This is a genomic window from Actinomadura sp. NPDC048021, from assembly GCF_040653135.1.
Classification (GTDB): Bacteria; Actinomycetota; Actinomycetes; order Streptosporangiales; family Streptosporangiaceae; genus Spirillospora; species Spirillospora verrucosospora.
On record NZ_JBEZJQ010000028.1, the window covers coordinates 109,423 to 126,092 of the forward strand.

Consider the following 16,670-nt stretch of genomic DNA (forward strand, 5'->3'; position numbering starts at 1 on the left):
GAGCGGAGGCGAGGCGATGAGGCAGGGCGTGCGGCTCGGGGTGGATGTGGGGAGCGTTCGGGTCGGGGTCGCCCGGTGCGATCCCGGCGGCATCCTCGCGTCCCCCCTGGAGACCGTGAAGAGCGGCAAGGGCGACGTCGACCGGCTCGCCGACCTGGTCGCCGAGCACGAGGCGATCGAGGTCGTCGTCGGGCTGCCGACGTCGCTGTCGGGCCGGGAGGGCCCGGCGGCGCAGTCGGCGCGCAGGTTCGCGGCCAGGCTCGCCGACCGCCTCCCCCCGGAGACCGTGCGGTTGCACGACGAGCGGCTCACCACCGTCACCGCCGAGAGCGGCCTGCGGGCCGGCGGCGTGCACGGCCAGGCGCGGCGCAAGGTCGTCGACCAGGCGGCCGCGGCGGTCCTGCTCCAGGCGGCCCTCGACGCCGAGCGGTTGACCGGACGCCCCCCGGGCGAGATCGTCCAGGGGAGCTCATGAACGACTTGGACCTCTTCTCCGACCCGTACGGCGACGGGCCTCCGCCCGAGGAGACCCGCGGCAGGCGGGACCAGCGGCGGCGGCGCAAGCGCCAGAAGCGCCGCAAGCGCAGCGGGCGCGCCGCCGCGCTGTTCGCGATGGCGTTCCTCGTGGCCGTGTTCGGCACCGGCGGCGTCCTCGGGTACGCGTGGCTCGACAACAAGTGGCATCCGCCGGACTACGACGGCGCGGGCACCGGCAAGGTCACCGTCCAGATCAAGGACGGCGCGACCGGGTCGGTGATCGGGACGACGCTGGAGCAGCACAAGGTCGTCAAGAGCTCCGCGGCGTTCGTGAAGACCTACAACAAGGAGGCCCGCGCCTCCAGCATCCAGCCGGGCTTCTACCAGATGCGGCTGCAGATGTCGTCGGCCGCGGCGGTGGCGCTGCTGCTCGACCCGAAGTCGCGGGCCGGGAACCAGGTCGTGATCCCCGAGGGCCGCCGGGCCGTCGAGGTCTTCGAGCTGCTGGCGAAGAAGACCGGCATCTCCGTCAAGGAGTTCCAGGCGGTGGCGAAGCGGCCGAAGAACCTCGGGCTGCCCGCCTACGCGCGGGGCAAGGTCGAGGGGTACCTGTACCCGGGCCGCTACGACCTGGATCCGAACGGCACGGCGGAGCAGATCCTCAAGGAGATGGTGGGGCGCTTCAACAAGGAGGCCGCCAGCGTCGACCTCGTCGCCGAAGCGCGCAAGGCGCACATGAACCCGGCCACGGTCATGACGCTCGCCAGCCTGGTCCAGGCCGAGGGCGGCAAGCCCAGCGACCTGCCGAAGATCTCCCGGGTCATCTACAACCGGGTGGAGAAGGGCATGAAGCTGCAGTTCGACACGACGGTGCTGTACGCGCTGAACGAGCGGCGGCTCACCGTCACCGAGAAGGACCTGCAGACCGACTCGCCCTACAACACCTACCTGCACGCGGGTCTGCCGCCCGGCCCGATCTCCAACCCGGGCCCGGACGCGATCGAGGCGGCGCTGGCCCCGGAGGACGGGACGTGGCTGTACTTCATCGCCACCGACCCGACGAACAAGGTCACCAAGTTCGCCACGACGGAGCAGGAGCGGCTGGCGATCGAGAAGGAGTTCCGGGCATGGCAGAAGGCGCACCCGGGCCAGTGACCGGCGGGACGGGCCGCCGCGCGGCGGTGCTCGGGTCGCCGGTCGCCCATTCGCTGTCGCCGGTGCTGCACCGGGCGGCGTACGCGGCGATGGGGCTGGACGGCTGGTCCTACGACGCGGTCGAGTGCGGTGAGGACGGCCTGGCCGCGGTGCTGGACGGGCTCGGCCCCGAGTGGGCGGGCCTGTCGCTGACCATGCCGCTCAAGCGCGTCGCGCTCGGCCTCGTGGACACGGTCTCGGACCTCGCGGTGAAGGTCGGGGGCGCCAACACGATCGTCCTTCGGGACGGGCGGCGGCACGGCGACAACACCGACGTGTACGGCATCGAGACGGCACTCGCCGAGGCGGGACTGAAGGGTCCGTCCACGGCGCTGGTGCTGGGCGGCGGCGCGACGGCCGCGTCCGCGCTGGCGGCGCTCGCCGGGCTCGGCACGCGCGAGGCCGTCCTGGCGGTCCGCACGCCGGAGCGCGCCGCCGCGGCGGCCGGGGTGGGGGAGCGGTTCGGGCTCGCGGTCCGGGTCGTGAAGCTCGACGAGGCGCCGGCGCACCTCCCGGCGGAGCTCGTGGTGTCGACGCTGCCCGGGCGGGCCGCCGACGCGTTCGCCGCGCCGGTCGCCGAGTCCGGCGCGGCCGTGTTCGACGTCGTGTACGCACCGTGGCCGACGGCGCTCGCGGCGGCCGTCGAGCGCGCGGGCGGCACGGTCGTCGGCGGCTTCGCGATGCTCCTGCACCAGGCCGTCCGGCAGGTGGCCATGATGACGGGCCGCGACGACGTGCCGGTGGAGGCGATGCGCGCCGCGGGCGAGGCGGAGCTCGCCCGCCGCGCCTGATCCGCCTCAGGGCGGGGCGCGCTGGGCGCGGCGCCGCTTGACCGATTCGTCGATGCTGGTGAGGACGATCGGCAGGATGACGCTGAGCCAGAAGTCCTTCCAGCCCCACACGCCCGCGGCGACGCCGAGCGCGCTGCCTGCGCACACCAGGCTCAGCAGGAACGCCGCCCAGTGCCGCTGGGCCAGCCCGACCGGGTCGACGAGGCGGCGGTGCGGGAGCAGATGGGCCAGCGGGCGTTCCCGGGCGTGGGCGCGCTGCACGACCATCGCGTCCGGCAGCCAGTGCAGGATGTCGGCGTTCCGGGAGAGGGGGGTCCGGGAGAGCGCGACCAGCGTCTCCAGCCTCCACCACAGCGTCCACAGCGACGTGCGGCCGCTGCCCGGGTAGCCGTTCCAGCGCGGGTCGGCGACCTCCCCGCGCACCAGCGTCCGGAACGCGCGGGCGACCGTCGGCCCGTGCGGTCCGCGCGGGTCCCGCAGCAGCGCGGTGAGCGCGATCGGCAGGCCGTAGTGCCACAGCGCGAGCCGCCAGACCGGCTCCGGTCCGGTGCCGCGTTCCGCCGCGGTGGGCGGCGAGACGCCGTAGGTCTCGATCCACGTGTGGTCGTCGTCGGGGTCGAGGTGCTTCAGCAGCCAGTCGTAGGCGTCCAGCAGCCGCTCGGTCCTCAGGTCGGGGCGCGCCTCGGCCAGCGTCACCAGCGCGAACGCGGTGTGCGTGACGGTGGGCCGGGACGCCTGCGTCGGGCCCCAGGCGGGGCGGTGCGCGGTCCGGTCGGCCGTCAGCCACTCCACGCCGCGGTCGACGGCGGGGTCGTAGGGGTTGAGCTGGCTGAGCGCCCGCAGCGCCAGGCACGTCAGCCACACCCGGGACGGGCAGCCGTGCAGCGAGCCCCAGCCGCCGTCGGGGTTCTGGTTGTACAGCAGCCACCGGTAGGCGCGGTCCAGGTCGGGGGCGTCCTCGCGCAGGCCGCAGCGGGCGCGGGCGAGGAAGCGCGCGATCCAGCCGGTGGCCTCGACCACCGGCATGCCGAGGCTGGTCTTGGTGGCCCAGCCGCCGTCGCGCAGCGGGTCGTCGGAGCGGGTCTGCCGGGCGGCGAGGAGTTCCAGGCCGTCGTCGAAGTGCTCGAACGCCCGCCCCGCCTCGGCGAACGCCATCAGCCCGAGGGCGGTGGCGGTGGTGCCGGGCTCCGGCCGTGCGAGCTCGTGGTACCAGCCCCCGCCGGCGCCGAGCGCGGGGGCGTAGGTGTCGCGCAGGACGTCCAGCGACTCGTTCAGCCGGGTGTCGAGGACGGCCATGTCGATGACCGGGACGTCCGCGCGTCGCCGCCGGGCGGCGGAGCGGACTGCGCGGGGCGCGGGGGGCGCCGGGGACGGGAGCGGAGGTGTCTGGTTCACGTTCTGGCCTTCTGCTCTTGTTGTTCCCGGCGGGCCAGGGTTTGTACCTCGCGGGTTCCGCGTCTGTATCCGCCGCCGCAGCGAGCACCGGGATGCTGCGCCGGGCACGCTGGAGGCAGACCGCTCCCGCGTTCCGCGAAGCTGGAGGTGGCTTGGCCGAACAGACCCTCCGGGACGAGACCGACGACTGCGTCCTGTGCCCCCCGCTGAGATTCCGCTTCAACGGCATGGTCGGCCTGCCCGGCGAGTCGGGCGTCATCGCCGGCGACCGCGACTTCTTCCTCATCCCGGACGTCGCGCCGCTCGCCGAGGGCCACCTCCTGCTGGTGACGCGCGAGCACCACCAGTGCGCCGGGGACTTCTCCCGGCCGATGTGGGAGGGCGCCCTGCGGTGGCGCGACCGCGTGGCCCGCCTCTACCTGGAGGCGTACGGGTCCGGTGGGCTGCTGCTGTTCGAGCACGGACCGGCGAGCTCCCAGGGCGGCGGCGCGTGCATCGACCACGCGCACTGGCATTTCGTCCCCGGCACGACGGGCGTGCGGGCGATCGTGGAGCGGGAGGGGCGCCCCGGCGTTCCGGCGGACCACGCGGCCCTCCGGGACTGCTACCGCGCCGGCCGCTCCTACCTGCTGATCGAGGAGGACGGCGTCGCGACCGTCCACTCGGGCGACGGTGTGCGGAGCCAGTTCCTGCGCTGGGCCGTGGCGGCGGCCGGCCCGGGCCGGACCTGGCGCTGGCAGGAGAGCTTCGGGCTGCCCGCCAGCAGGCGGCGTTTCCTGCGCACGCTGCGGGCGATGCGGGCGGCGGCGGCCTCTTCGCCGAGCACGGGTCAGCCTCCCGACAGCCACCAGTAGAGCTCGCACGAGGTCAGCCGGTCCCCGTACCCCGCCCGCGCCGCCCCAGGGTCGTAGCCGGTGGAGTACGCCACCGGCGGCCGTCCCCGCTGGTGGACGAGCACCCCTTCGAGGGAGGTCGGGCCGAACCGCAGCAGCCACAGGGGAGCGCCGGGAACGGCGCGGTCGAGGACCGGCAGCAGATCCCGGGGTTCCCGGCCGCCTGCGGGCGGCGGGTGCCCGAGCAGGCGCGCGAGGGTGTGCGCCTCGGAGACGACGAGATCCGCCCGGCGCAGGACCGGCAGCACGCAGGACGCCGGGAGCCGCGCGTCGATGTCGTGGGGGACGACGTCGAACGCCACCCGCGTGCCCGCCGCGCGGGCCGTGCGCACCGCCTCGTGGAGCGCCTCCCGGGAGCCGGGGGCCAGCAGCGAGTATCCGTCGACGGCGAGCACGTCGGCGTCCTCGATCCCGGCCGCCGCCGCGCGCACGTCCGCCGCGGAGAGCCGCCGGGCGGGCGGCTCGTCCTGGACGACCAGCAGCCGGACGCCGGGCCCGCCGCCGTCCGCGGCGCCGGCGCGCAGCATGACCGACACGCCGTTCGGGACGCCGGGCTCGACGACCAGGCGGTGGGCCGCGCCGATCCGGTGCAGTTCGCGGCGGATCGCCTCCGTGTAGTCGTCGTCGCCGACCTTGGCCAGCACGCCGACCCGGCGGAAGTAGCCCACCGCGCAGCGGGCGAGGTTGACCGCCGTCCCCGCGGTCAGCACCCGGGCGGGCGCGTAGCAGAGCCGGTCGGCGTCGAGTTCGGCGAAGCGGACGCCCGGCAGGCTCGCGCGCACCTCGACCCCCGCGTCCCCGATGACGAAGAGCGAGAAGCGGCGCTCGGCGGCGCCGTCGAGGCCCGGCCATTCGAGGGGCGATCGGAACGGCGCCATCACCCGGTCAGCCGACGGGGACCAGGAAGGCCCGCATCACCGGGCGCAGGCTGGGAATGAGGTCGTACCCGCCGAGCTCGCGGAGCGGCACCCAGGCGCACCGGTCCAGGTGGTCGCTGACGTCCTGGTTCTCCAGGGTCGCGTCCAGGGTCACGGGCCGGCAGCGGCGCGCCGCCGCGACCACCCGGATCTGCCCGCCGGGATTCTCGCGGTCGGGCATGAACCACTGCCACAGATGGAACGGCGGTCCCGGGTCGATCTTCAGCCCGACCTCCTCCCAGACCTCGCGGCGGATGTGGTCGTCGAGATCGAGGTCGGCCTCCTCCTCCAGCCGCCCGCCGGGCACCTCCCAGCAGCCGGGGTGGAACGGGTCGGAGGCGGCCTTGCGGACGAGCAGCAGCCGCCCGCCCGAGACGATGAAGGCCTTCTGTGCGAACTGGAGCCGGGCCGGCGGCGCGGCGGTGAGCGGGCCGGCTGCGCCGGCGTCGACCGAGGGCATCGCGGGAGTCCTCCCTGGTGCCGGCCCCACCGGGCCGTCTCGGCTCCACCGTAACAATCGGCGGCCCGCCCGCCGAGACGCCCGCCCGGCCAGAACAATCTCACTCCTCCGGGGGCACGAGGGCACCGGGAATCACACCGCGTCGCGACCTGTTGTATTGGACGGCGTACCCTCATCCGGGCTCTCGTCCGGTATGCGGCGAATGATCGTCCGGCATGACGCACCCGGTCCCACCGGGTGGTATTCTTGGTGGTCGACCGGCCTTGTGCGCGCGACCATACGGTGGCGCGTGCCGGGCGCTCAAGCGGAGGCCACCTCCCACCTGACCGGCTGAAAGGCCGGTGGGTCTCGGTCCGGCGAACGGGCGTTCAGCCCGTCCCGTCGTCGTTCCCGGGCGGCATGTCCGTCCCGGGAGACCGAAGGTGGCCCCGTGCGTGAGTCGTGCGGGGCTTTTCTCGTGGAAGCCTCGGGGTACGACCGGTCCAATGAACCTGAGAACGGCCCCTAGGAGGTCCCATCAGCGCCGAACCGCGTATCAACGACCGCATTCGCGTGCCCGAGGTCCGGCTCGTCGGCCCGAACGGCGAACAGGTGGGCATCGTGCCCATCGCCAAGGCCCTTGAACTCGCGCGTGAGTCGGACCTCGACCTCGTCGAGGTGGCGCCCACCGCGCGTCCGCCCGTCGCGAAGCTCATGGACTACGGCAAGTTCAAGTACGAGTCCGCGATGAAGGCGCGTGAGGCGCGGAAGAACCAGGCGCACACGGTCATCAAGGAGATCAAGCTCCGCCCGAAGATCGACCCGCACGACTACGAGACCAAGAAGGGTCACGTGGTGCGGTTCCTGAAGGCCGGGGACAAGGTGAAGGTCACGATCATGTTCCGTGGTCGTGAGCAGTCCCGTCCCGAGCTCGGTTTCCGGCTGCTGCAGCGGCTCGCCGACGATGTCGAGGAGCTCGGCTTCGTCGAGTCGCGGCCCAAGCAGGACGGCCGAAACATGATCATGGTGCTCGGTCCGCACAAGAAGAAGACGGCCCGCGGGCAGGAGTCGGAGACGACCGTCTGACGGCCGTTCCGGGACCGGCCTCGCGGCGGTCCCCATCGCGATCTCGCGGCTGAGCGAAGTTCGCGGCGTACGTACATTGAAGCCTGACCTGGCGCGTCCACGGATCGCCGTGCGGTGCGCCGATCAGGCGCGCCTCCGTGCCGGTGGGCACGGAGGCCGGAAAGAGGGAGACGACGGCGACCATGCCGAAGACCAAGACCCACAGCGGTGCCAAGAAGCGCTTCAAGCTGACCGGCTCCGGCAAGGTGATGCGCCGCCGCGCCAACAAGAACCACCTGCTCGAGCACAAGCCGACCAAGCGGACGCGCCGGCTGTCCGGCCCCGCCGTGGTGGCCGACGCCGACGCCAAGAACATCAAGAAGCTGCTGCGCAAGTAGCACTCGACCAGGAACATCGCCGACCGGCCGAGGCCAGCACGGCCCCGGCCCCCACGAAGGAGTCAGCACGTGGCACGCGTGAAGCGGGCGGTCAACGCCGCCAAGAAGCGTCGGGTCGTCCTGGAGCGGTCGAGCGGCTACCGCGGGCAGCGTTCGCGCCTGTACCGCAAGGCCAAGGAGCAGCAGCTCCACTCGATGACCTACGCCTTCCGGGACCGCAAGGACCGCAAGGGCCAGTTCCGCCGGCTGTGGATCCAGCGGATCAACGCCGCGGCCCGCGCCAACGGCATCACCTACAACCGGTTCATCCAGGGCCTCAAGGCCGCCGAGGTCGAGGTCGACCGGCGCATGCTCGCCGAGCTCGCCGTCAACGACGCCCCGGCTTTCGCCGCCCTGGTGAAGATCGCCAAGGACGCGCTGCCGGCCGAGGGTTCGGAGGCGGCCTGAGCCGGGTGACCGGCACACGGGCGATCACAGCGACATGGCGGGCCGCGAGCTGACCTCTCTCCGATCACCACGGGTGAAGGCCGCTCGTCGGCTCGCCAAGCGCGCCTTCCGGCGCCGCGAGAACCGGTTCCTCGCCGAGGGGCCGCAGGCGGTGCGGGAGGCGCTGCAGATCCCCGGCGGCCTCGCCGAGCTGTTCACCACGGCCGAGGCGGAGGCTCGCCACCCGGAGCTGGTGCTCGCCGCCGAGCGCGCCGGCGCGCCGGTGCTGCGCGTCAGCGGCGAGATCATGGCCGAACTGGCCCAGACCGTCACCCCGCAGGGGCTGCTGGCGGTCTGCGAGTTCGTCGACGTCCCGCTGGACCGGGCGCTGGAGAACGGTCCACGGCTGGTGACCGTGCTGGCGCACGTCCGCGACCCAGGCAACGCGGGAACCGTCCTGCGCACCGCCGACGCGGCGGGCTCGGAGACGGTCGTGTTCACCGACGCGTCCGTCGACCCTTACAACGGCAAGTGCGTCCGCGCCTCCGCGGGCAGCCTGTTCCACCTGCCGGTCGTCGTCGGCCCCCGGTTCGACGCGCTGATCCCGGAGCTGAAGGGCGCGGGGCTGACCGTCCTCGCCGCCGACGGCGCGGGCGACCGCACCCTCGACGAGGCGATCGACGAGGGCGTGCTCGCGCGCCCCACCGCCTGGGTGTTCGGGAACGAGGCGTGGGGGCTGCCCGAGGAGATCCTGCGGCATGTGGACGAGGTCGTCCGCGTGCCCATCTACGGGCGGGCCGAGAGCCTGAACCTGGCGACGGCCGCCGCCGTATGCCTCTATGCGTCGGCCCGGGCGCAGCGCGGCTCCCAGGGAGAGCGCCCGAGCGGTACGTGAGGCGCGGCGCGGTCCCGGTGTTTTCACTGCATTCCGTGATCGAATGGCCGCATGCGGTCGCCATTGGCGCCGCCCCGTGACGGGTGAGCTGGGAAGATGGTCCCCACGTGGACGCGGGGCAGGGGGGCCTGCCGCCGCGCGGGGCTCGTCCGCGGGTAGGAGCGGGAACCGCGACCGGCGGGGGATCACGCCGTCGCGGTACCGCGCCTAACGTGTTGATCAGTGGGTTGACCAGGGCGGCGACGAGGCCGCACAGAGTGGGGGCGAGCGTGATGACCGAGGAGAGCAGGCGGGCCGGAAGGGCGGGCCGACGCCCCCCGGAGGTGCGGTGCCGGGCCGGTGCGGTCCGGGCCTCCGCCGTCCCGGACGCCTTTTCGGGGGCCGCCCCCGACGTCTCCTGCGCGCACGCCGGCGACGGGCTGCGCATCGAGACCACCAGGGTCGGGGCCCGCACGGCCGTCGTCGCGGTGGCCGGGGAGATCGACCTGCGCACCGCCGGGCCGCTGCGCGACCGGCTCGTCGAGATGCACGGGCGGCTGCCCGGCGCGGGGCCGCGCCGTCTGGTGGCCGACTTCACCGCCGTTCCGTTCTGCGACGCGGCCGGGCTCGGGGCGCTGGTCGCCGCGCACAACCAGATCTCCGCCGACGGCGGCGAGATCGCGCTCGCCGGGGTGCGGCCCGCCCAGCTGCGGCTACTGATGATCACTGGCCTGCACCGGCTGTTCGCGATCCACCGCGATGTCGAGGCCGCGCTGTCCGCCCAGGACTCGCCCACGAGGTCCGGATAAGGGCGCGAACCGCTGTTCCGGCCCTCCGCGGAAGACGGCGACACCCTGCACGGAGGCTACACATGCCTTGCCGCGAGGCGGTTTCCGGGTCCCGTTAGGGGCCCGACTCCGGCTAGAGTCTCTTTTCGACAGGCCGCGTTCCCCATCGGTGTTCTGGAGGCCGCTGTGGGCGGAGAGGAGTCCCCTCTCGTGGCCGCGCGCGGACCCGAGGCGGGGTCCGGGCCGGGCCCCGAGGAGGGCCGCCCGGACGACCTGCCCGACGGGCTGATGGTCGCCGGCCGGGACGCCCGCGTGATCGTGTTCAACGCCGCCGCCGCGCGGATCACGGGGATCCCCGTGGGGTCGGCCGTGGGCCGCGACTTCCGCGACGTCCTGCCGCTGCACGACGCCGAGGGCCGTGACTGGTGGAAGTGCCTGGCCCCCTACGACGGCCTGTCCACGCGGACCCGCCATCCCGAGCGGGTGCTGTTCCTTCCCGGCGGTACCGAGGTGCTGGTGACCGCGGCGTACCGGCGCGACGCCGAACGCCGCGTGGAACGGTTCACCGTGTGCCTGCGCGACGCCCTGCACCGCGCCCGGCAGGAGCGCGACCGCGCCGACCTCGTCTCCACCGTCGCCCACGAGCTGCGCTCACCGCTCACCAGCGTCAAGGGGTTCACCGCGACGCTGCTGGCCAAGTGGCACCGCTTCAACGACGACCAGAAGCGGGTGATGCTGGAGACCGTCAACGCCGACGCCGACCGGGTCACCCGGCTGATCACCGAGCTGCTGGACGTGTCCCGCATCGAGTCGGGCCGGTTGGAGATGCGCCGCCAGGTCGTCGACCTGCCCGAGGAGGTCCGCAAGGTCATCGCGGGCCGCGTCGCGGCCGGGGAGCCGGAGGACCGCTTCCGCTTCGAGACGCGCGGCGAGCTGCCCGAGATGTGGCTCGATCCCGACAAGGTGGATCAGATCCTCGGCAACCTCGTCGAAAACGCGGTGCGCCACGGAGCGGGTACTGTCACCATTGTGGTGGAGCCGGACGCGCATAAGGAGGGGGCGGCCGTGTCGGTGCGCGACGAGGGCGAGGGCATTCCGCCCGAGGCCGTCCAGCGCGTCTTCCGGCAGTTCTGGCGCGGCCCCGGCGGCAGCCGCCGCGGCGGTACCGGGCTCGGGCTCTACATCGTCAAGGGGCTGGTCGAGGCGCACGGCGGTGTGATCACTGTGCGGCGGGCGCCCGGCGGCGGCGCCGAGTTCCGATTTACCGTGCCCGCAGGGGCCCCCGACTACGCCGGCTGAACCGCGGTCCACGCGGCGGCACGGCAACGGGCCCCTGGTCGGGCCAGCGCGTCACGCGCACGCTTTCCGGATGTTCTCCGCCCGCGCACTAGACTGCGGGCGTCCCACGCCGACCGGAGTCGATCACACCACATGTCTGCACCCAACAATTCCTATGACCCCGTCGAGGTGTCCGCGCTGCAGCCCGAGGAGCTGGAGCGGGCCCGCGCCGAGGCGCTCGCTGCGATCGCCGCGGCCGCCGACCTCGACGCCCTGAAGCAGGTCCGGCTGGCGCACGCCGGCGACCGTTCGCCGCTGGCCCTGGCCAACCGCGAGATCGGCGCGCTGCCGCCCGCGGCCCGCGCCGAGGCCGGAAAGCGCATCGGCGCGGCCCGGGGCGCGGTGGCGAAAGCGCTCAAGGAGCGCCAGGCGGAGCTGGAGGACGAGCGCGACCGCCGCGTCCTCGTCGAGGAGACCGTCGACGTCACCCTCCCGTGGGACCGCGCGCCGCGCGGAGCCCGCCACCCGCTGACCACGTTGCAGGAGCGGATGGCCGACGTCTTCGTCTCGATGGGCTTCGAGGTCTCCGAGGGGCCCGAGGTCGAGGCGGAGTGGTTCAACTTCGACGCCCTGAACTTCCTGCCCGACCACCCTGCCCGCACCATGCAGGACACCTTCTTCGTCGAGTCGGAGGACTCCGGGCTGGTGATGCGCACCCACACCTCGCCGATGCAGATCCGGTCGCTGCTGTCGCGGCCGCTGCCGGTGTACGTGGTGGCGCCCGGCCGCACGTTCCGCACCGACGAGCTGGACGCCACGCACAGCCCGGTGTTCCACCAGCTGGAGGGCCTGGCGGTCGACGAGGGGCTGACGATGGCCGACCTGCGGGGCGGCATCGACGCGTTCGTCTCCGGCATGTTCGGCGAGGGGCTGAGGACGCGGTTCAGGCCGTCGTACTTCCCGTTCACCGAGCCGTCCGCCGAGGTGGACATGCAGTGCTTCGTGTGCCGGGGCGCGTCCGCGGAGCCGGGCGGCGACCCGTGCCGCACCTGCGGTTCGGAGGGCTGGATCGAGCTCGGCGGCTGCGGCATGGTCAACCCGCGGGTGCTGGTGGCCTGCGGGGTCGACCCCGACCGCTACAGCGGCTGGGCGTTCGGGCTGGGCGTCGAGCGGACGCTGATGTTCCGGCACGGTGTGGAAGACATGTACGACATGGTGGAGGGCGACGTCCGGTTCACCCTCCCGTTCGGGACGGAGATCTGATGCGGGCCCCGCTTTCCTGGCTGCGCGAGTACGTCGAGCTCCCGGCCGACGTCACGGGCCGCGCGCTGGCCGCCGAGCTGATCGCCGCGGGCCTGGAGGTCGAGACGGTCGAGTCGGCCGGCGCCGACATCGCCGGCCCCCTGGTGGTCGGCGAGGTCCTGGAGATCGAGGAGCTGACCGGCTTCAAGAAGCCGATCCGCCACTGCCAGGTGAACGTCGGCGACGCCAACGGCACGGGGGAGCCGCAGAGCATCGTCTGCGGCGCCAGCAACTTCGCGGTCGGCGACCGCGTCGTGGTCGTCCTTCCGGGCGGCGTGCTGCCCGGCGGGTTCGAGATCGGCGCCCGCAAGACCTACGGCCGGATGTCGGCGGGCATGATCTGCTCGGTGACCGAGCTCGGGATCGGCGACGACCACGGCGGCATCCTCGTCCTGCCGCCGGACGCCCCCGTCGGCGCGGACGCGATCGAGATGCTCGGGCTGCGCGACGACGTCCTCGACATCGCCGTGACGCCCGACCGCGGCTACGCCCTGTCCATCCGCGGCATCGCCCGCGAGGCCGCCATCGCCTACGGCGTCCCGTTCAGGGACCCGGCGGACGTGGCGCTGCCGGAAGGGGACGAGGGCCCGAGCTACCCGGCGAGCATCGGCGACCCGGCGGTGTGCGACCGGTTCGTCCTGCGCGAGGTGAGCGGCTTCGACCCGGACGCGCGGACCCCGATGTGGATGCAGGTGCGCCTGCACCGCGCGGGGATGCGGCCGGTGTCGCTGGCGGTCGACATCACCAACTACCTGATGCTGGAGCTCGGGCAGCCGCTGCACGCGTTCGACCGGAACAAGCTGACCGGCCCGATCGTCGTGCGGCGCGCCGAGCCCGGCGAGCGGCTGGAGACGCTGGACCACGTCAAGCGGACCCTCGACCCCGACGACATCCTCATCACCGACGCGTCGGGACCGATCTCGATGGCCGGCACGATGGGCGGGCTCGCCACCGAGATCGACGAGCGGTCGAGCGACATGGTCGTCGAGGCCGCGCACTTCGACGCCATGGGGACCGCGCGGATGAGCCGCCGGCACCGGCTGCACAGCGAGGCGTCCCACCGGTTCGAGCGCGGCGTCGACCGCGAGCTGCCGCTGTACGCCTCGTACCGGGCGGTGCGGATGCTCGCCGAGCTGGGCGGCGCGAAGATCGTGCCCGGCGTCACGCACGCCGAGGCGCCGGTCGAGCGGGCCGTGGTGACGATGCCCGCGGGGCATCCCGACCGGGTCGCGGGCGTGGTCTACGGCAGGGACACGGTCGTCCGGCGCCTGGAGCAGGTCGGCTGCACGGTGACCGGCGACGACGTGCTGACGGTGACGCCGCCGTCCTGGCGCCCCGACCTCACCGCGCCCAACGACCTCGCCGAGGAGGTCCTCCGCCTGGAGGGGTACGAGAACATCCCGGCACGGGCGCCGCGTCCGGCGGCGGGCAAGGGCCTGACCGCCGAGCAGCGGCTGCGCCGCCGGGTCGGCCGCGCGCTCGCCGGCGCCGGGTACGTGGAGGCGCTCGCCTTCCCGTTCGTCGCCGACAAGGACCTGGACGGCCTCCAGCTCCCCGAGGACGACGCGCGGCGGCGGACGCTGCGGCTCGCGAACCCGATGTCGGAGGAGGAGCCGCTGCTGCGCACCACGCTGCTGCCGGGCCTGCTCAAGGCGCTCGCGCTCAACGTGGGACGCGGCTTCGGCGACGTCGCGCTGTTCGAGGTCGGCATGGTGTTCCGGCCGCGCCCGGACGCACCGGAGCGGGCGCCGCGGCTCGCCGTGGACCGCGGCCCGACGGCCGAGGAGGTCGCCGCGCTGGAGGCCGCGCTGCCGGACCAGCCGTACCGGGTCGCGGCCGTGCTGGCGGGCGACCGCGAGCCGTCGGGCTGGTGGGGCGAGGGCCGTCCGGCGCTGTGGGCCGACGCGGTCGAGGCCGCCCGCACGGTGGCCCGCGAGGTCGGCGTCGAGCTGACGGTGAAGGCCGACCAGCACGCGCCCTGGCATCCGGGCCGCTGCGCCGCGCTGTACGTGGGCGACACCCTGGTCGGGCACGCCGGCGAGCTGCACCCGCGCGTCACGAAGGCGTACGGGCTGCCCGCGCGGTCGTGCGCGATGGAGCTGGAGCTGCGCCGCCTGGGCGAGCCGGTGAGCGTCCGCGCGCCGCACGTGTCGTCGTACCCGGTCGCGATGCAGGACGTCGCGCTGGTCGTGGACTCCGGCGTCCCGGCCGCGGAGGTCGAGGCGGCCCTGCGCGAAGGCGCGGGCGGGCTCCTGGAGGCGATCCGGCTGTTCGACGTCTACACGGGCGAGCAGGTGGGCGAGGGACGCAAGTCGCTGGCGTACTCGCTGCGGTTCCGCGCCCCGGACCGGACGCTCACGGCCGAGGAGGCGTCGCAGGCCCGCGACTCCGCCGTGGCCGCCGCGTCCGAGCGGACCGGAGCCGTCCTGCGCGGCGCCTGACGGTATGCGGGCGTGCCCCGGATCCCCGCGAGGGGTCCGGGGCACGCGCGCGTCCCGGCCACGGTGGACGGGCCGATTCCTAACGCTACTTGTGTTGCGATAGGTCGTCGGGTATTCTCGACCGCGTCACATCGCCGCCCGGTAGGGGAGTCCATTGAGGATCTGAGGTCCGACACCGCGCAGTGGCCGTTCTCCGGCCCGCGCACGTGACCTCAGTGCGGACTCTTACCCGCCGGGCTTTCTCATGCCCGCCGGCGCGTCGCGCGCTCCGCGGTGTCTCCATGCGTCACGCATCTTTCTCACCACCATGGAGGCGGCCCAATGTCATTTGCCATCGTGTGCTCGGATCTGTCGTTCGCGTGGGAGGACGGCACGGTCGTGCTGGACGGGCTGGACGTCGCGTTCGGCGCCGGCAGGACCGGACTGATCGGCGTCAACGGGTCCGGGAAGTCGACCCTGCTGAAGATCATCGCCGGCGAGCTGCGCGCGGGCTCGGGCACCGTCAGCGTCGACGGGGAGGTCGGCTACCTGCCGCAGAACCTCGTCCTCGACGACGCCGCCACGGTGTCGGACCTGCTCGGCATCACCGCGACCCGCGCGGCCCTGCACGCCATCGAGCGCGGCGAGGCCACCGAGGAGAACTTCGCCGCCGTCGGGGACGACTGGGACGTCGAGGAGCGCGCCGCCGCCGAGCTCGACCGGCTCGGCCTCGGGCACCTCGGGCTGGACCGCACGGTCCCGACGCTGTCGGGCGGCGAGGCCGTGATGGTCGGGCTGGCCGCGCGTTTCCTGGCCCGGCCGGACGTCCTGCTGCTCGACGAGCCGACCAACAACCTGGACTTGGACGCGCGGCACCGCCTGTACGAGGCGGTGGCGTCCTGGACGGGCGTGCTCGTCGTCGTCAGCCACGACCGTGAGCTGCTCGACCGGGTCGACGAGATCGCCGACCTGCGCGAGGGCGCCGTCCGGTCCTTCGGCGGCAACCTGTCGGCGTACGAGGACCTGCTCGCGGTGGAGCGGGAGGCCGCGGAGCGGACCGTCAGGGCCGCCGAGACCGACCTGCGGAGGCAGAAGCGGGAGCTGGAGGAGGCCCAGGTCAAGCTGGCCCGCCGCAAGCGCTACGGCAACAAGATGCAGGAGAACAAGCGCGAGCCGAAGATCATTATGGGCGAGCGCAAGCGGCAGGCCCAGGTCTCGGCCGGCAAGCACCGCATCATGCACGAGGAGAGGCTCGCCGACGCCCGCACGCGGCTCACCGAGGCCGAGGGGGCCGTCCGCGAGGACGCCGAGATCCGCGTCGAACTGCCCGCCACCCGCGTCCCGGCGGGGCGGACGGTGCTGACCGTGACGGGGCTCGCCGCCCCCGACCCGGAACCCGGCACGCTGGGCGAGCTGATCGTCCGGGGACCGGAACGGATCGCCCTGGTCGGGCCCAACGGCTCGGGTAAGACCACGTTCCTGCGGGCGCTCGTGGGCGACCGGGTCCCCGAGGGCACGGCCGTGAAGATCGGTGTGGACGGCGTCCGGTACCTGCCGCAGCGGCTGGACGTCCTCGACGATGACCTCAGCGTCGCCGAGAACGTCCGGGCGCAGGCGCCGTCGGCTCCGCCCGCGCGGATCCGGGCGGGCCTGGCGCGGTTCCTGTTCCGCGGAGCGCGGGCCGACCAGCCGGCCGGGACCCTGTCGGGCGGCGAGCGGTTCCGCGCCGTGCTGGCGTCGCTGCTGCTCGCCGAGCCGGCCCCGCAGCTGCTCCTGCTGGACGAGCCGACGAACAACCTCGACATGGCCAGCGCCGCGCAGCTCGGGCAGGCGCTCGCCGCCTACGAGGGGGCGCTGATCGTGGTCAGCCACGACGTGCCGTTCCTGCGCACCCTCGGCATCACCCGCTGGCTGCGCATGGACCGGTCGTGCGGCCTCACCGAGGCCGAACCGATGTAGCGCGGACGAGCGGCGCCGGCGCGGCGGCCCCGTGCGGAGACGTCTCCGCACGGG

General features: G+C 73.7%; 16 protein-coding genes. 13 read left to right on the forward strand and 3 right to left on the reverse strand.

All coding sequences use genetic code 11. The features are described 5' to 3' along the window. Positions 1 to 16: 16 nt before the first annotated feature. Genes ruvX through AB0C87_RS34940 form a run of 3 tightly spaced genes read left to right on the forward strand, consistent with a single transcriptional unit; the run spans position 17 to position 2,462 of the window. The gene (gene ruvX / locus AB0C87_RS34930; protein ID WP_360581360.1) at positions 17 to 475 is read left to right on the forward strand and encodes a Holliday junction resolvase RuvX; all 459 of its coding nucleotides are present in this window, start codon (positions 17 to 19) and stop codon (positions 473 to 475) included. Further along, on the forward strand, positions 472 to 1,632 hold the full coding sequence (gene mltG, locus AB0C87_RS34935) for an endolytic transglycosylase MltG (RefSeq protein ID WP_345179029.1): 1,161 nt from the start codon (positions 472 to 474) through the stop codon (positions 1,630 to 1,632). The genes ruvX and mltG overlap by 4 nt, the downstream gene beginning before the upstream one ends. Continuing rightward, positions 1,605 to 2,462, forward strand: a complete 858-nt coding sequence (locus AB0C87_RS34940) for a shikimate dehydrogenase (RefSeq protein ID WP_360581361.1) — start codon at positions 1,605 to 1,607, stop codon at positions 2,460 to 2,462. Before mltG ends, AB0C87_RS34940 begins: the two co-directional genes overlap by 28 nt. Positions 2,463 to 2,468: 6 nt before the next feature. Here AB0C87_RS34940 and AB0C87_RS34945 read toward each other — a convergent pair whose 3' ends face one another. Beyond that, entirely contained in the window at positions 2,469 to 3,857 is a 1,389-nt protein-coding gene (locus AB0C87_RS34945; RefSeq protein WP_345179025.1) for a prenyltransferase/squalene oxidase repeat-containing protein, read from the reverse strand. Positions 3,858 to 4,009: 152 nt separating this feature from the next. On the opposite strand from AB0C87_RS34945, the gene AB0C87_RS34950 reads away from it, so the two are divergent. After that, the gene (locus AB0C87_RS34950; protein WP_353834776.1) at positions 4,010 to 4,711 is read left to right on the forward strand and encodes a hypothetical protein; all 702 of its coding nucleotides are present in this window, start codon (positions 4,010 to 4,012) and stop codon (positions 4,709 to 4,711) included. On the opposite strand, the gene AB0C87_RS34955 is transcribed toward AB0C87_RS34950, so the two are convergent. Then, positions 4,687 to 5,628 carry a PfkB family carbohydrate kinase gene (locus AB0C87_RS34955; RefSeq protein ID WP_353834775.1) on the reverse strand — a complete coding sequence of 314 codons (942 nt, stop codon included), beginning with the start codon at positions 5,626 to 5,628 and terminating at the stop codon, positions 4,687 to 4,689. The genes AB0C87_RS34950 and AB0C87_RS34955 overlap by 25 nt on opposite strands. Before the next feature lie 7 nt (positions 5,629 to 5,635). Further along, positions 5,636 to 6,127, reverse strand: a complete 492-nt coding sequence (locus tag AB0C87_RS34960; protein ID WP_353834774.1) for an NUDIX domain-containing protein — start codon at positions 6,125 to 6,127, stop codon at positions 5,636 to 5,638. 534 nt (positions 6,128 to 6,661) lie between these two features. On the opposite strand from AB0C87_RS34960, the gene infC reads away from it, so the two are divergent. From infC to AB0C87_RS35005, 9 genes are all read left to right on the forward strand, one after another. Beyond that, positions 6,662 to 7,192 carry a translation initiation factor IF-3 gene (gene infC / locus AB0C87_RS34965; RefSeq protein ID WP_258943360.1) on the forward strand — a complete coding sequence of 177 codons (531 nt, stop codon included), beginning with the start codon at positions 6,662 to 6,664 and terminating at the stop codon, positions 7,190 to 7,192. Between the two features lie 182 nt (positions 7,193 to 7,374). Then, positions 7,375 to 7,569, forward strand: a complete 195-nt coding sequence (gene rpmI / locus AB0C87_RS34970) for a 50S ribosomal protein L35 (protein ID WP_067468638.1) — start codon at positions 7,375 to 7,377, stop codon at positions 7,567 to 7,569. Between the two features lie 69 nt (positions 7,570 to 7,638). Beyond that, a complete protein-coding gene (gene rplT / locus AB0C87_RS34975) occupies positions 7,639 to 8,016 on the forward strand; it encodes a 50S ribosomal protein L20 (protein WP_173393368.1) in 378 nt (125 codons plus the stop codon). A 34-nt stretch (positions 8,017 to 8,050) separates the two neighbouring features. Continuing rightward, the gene (locus tag AB0C87_RS34980) at positions 8,051 to 8,890 is read left to right on the forward strand and encodes an RNA methyltransferase (RefSeq protein ID WP_345179014.1); all 840 of its coding nucleotides are present in this window, start codon (positions 8,051 to 8,053) and stop codon (positions 8,888 to 8,890) included. Between the two features lie 272 nt (positions 8,891 to 9,162). Then, positions 9,163 to 9,678 carry an STAS domain-containing protein gene (locus AB0C87_RS34985; protein ID WP_345179011.1) on the forward strand — a complete coding sequence of 172 codons (516 nt, stop codon included), beginning with the start codon at positions 9,163 to 9,165 and terminating at the stop codon, positions 9,676 to 9,678. Between the two features lie 189 nt (positions 9,679 to 9,867). Beyond that, positions 9,868 to 10,956 (forward strand): ATP-binding protein, encoded by a 1,089-nt coding sequence (locus tag AB0C87_RS34990; RefSeq protein WP_345179010.1) that lies wholly within the window; start codon positions 9,868 to 9,870, stop codon positions 10,954 to 10,956. A 132-nt stretch (positions 10,957 to 11,088) separates the two neighbouring features. Next, positions 11,089 to 12,198, forward strand: a complete 1,110-nt coding sequence (gene pheS / locus AB0C87_RS34995) for a phenylalanine--tRNA ligase subunit alpha (protein ID WP_345179009.1) — start codon at positions 11,089 to 11,091, stop codon at positions 12,196 to 12,198. Further along, positions 12,198 to 14,678 carry a phenylalanine--tRNA ligase subunit beta gene (gene pheT, locus AB0C87_RS35000; protein WP_360581362.1) on the forward strand — a complete coding sequence of 827 codons (2,481 nt, stop codon included), beginning with the start codon at positions 12,198 to 12,200 and terminating at the stop codon, positions 14,676 to 14,678. The genes pheS and pheT overlap by 1 nt, the downstream gene beginning before the upstream one ends. Positions 14,679 to 14,999: 321 nt before the next feature. Next, a complete protein-coding gene (locus AB0C87_RS35005; protein ID WP_360581363.1) occupies positions 15,000 to 16,616 on the forward strand; it encodes an ABC-F family ATP-binding cassette domain-containing protein in 1,617 nt (538 codons plus the stop codon). Positions 16,617 to 16,670: the final 54 nt, after the last annotated feature.

Excerpts from the sequence above, each read along its gene's own strand:
- ruvX (WP_360581360.1), top strand. The coding sequence starts at position 17 with ATGAGGCAGGGCGTGCGGCTCGGGGTGGATGTGGGGAGCGTTCGGGTC.
- mltG (WP_345179029.1), top strand. The coding sequence starts at position 472 with ATGAACGACTTGGACCTCTTCTCCGACCCGTACGGCGACGGGCCTCCG.
- AB0C87_RS34940 (WP_360581361.1), top strand. The coding sequence starts at position 1,605 with ATGGCAGAAGGCGCACCCGGGCCAGTGACCGGCGGGACGGGCCGCCGC.
- AB0C87_RS34955 (WP_353834775.1), bottom strand. The coding sequence starts at position 5,628 with ATGGCGCCGTTCCGATCGCCCCTCGAATGGCCGGGCCTCGACGGCGCC.
- AB0C87_RS34960 (WP_353834774.1), bottom strand. The coding sequence starts at position 6,127 with ATGCCCTCGGTCGACGCCGGCGCAGCCGGCCCGCTCACCGCCGCGCCG.
- rpmI (WP_067468638.1), top strand. The coding sequence starts at position 7,375 with ATGCCGAAGACCAAGACCCACAGCGGTGCCAAGAAGCGCTTCAAGCTG.
- AB0C87_RS34980 (WP_345179014.1), top strand. The coding sequence starts at position 8,051 with ATGGCGGGCCGCGAGCTGACCTCTCTCCGATCACCACGGGTGAAGGCC.
- AB0C87_RS34985 (WP_345179011.1), top strand. The coding sequence starts at position 9,163 with ATGACCGAGGAGAGCAGGCGGGCCGGAAGGGCGGGCCGACGCCCCCCG.
- pheS (WP_345179009.1), top strand. The coding sequence starts at position 11,089 with ATGTCTGCACCCAACAATTCCTATGACCCCGTCGAGGTGTCCGCGCTG.
- pheT (WP_360581362.1), top strand. The coding sequence starts at position 12,198 with ATGCGGGCCCCGCTTTCCTGGCTGCGCGAGTACGTCGAGCTCCCGGCC.
- AB0C87_RS35005 (WP_360581363.1), top strand. The coding sequence starts at position 15,000 with ATGTCATTTGCCATCGTGTGCTCGGATCTGTCGTTCGCGTGGGAGGAC.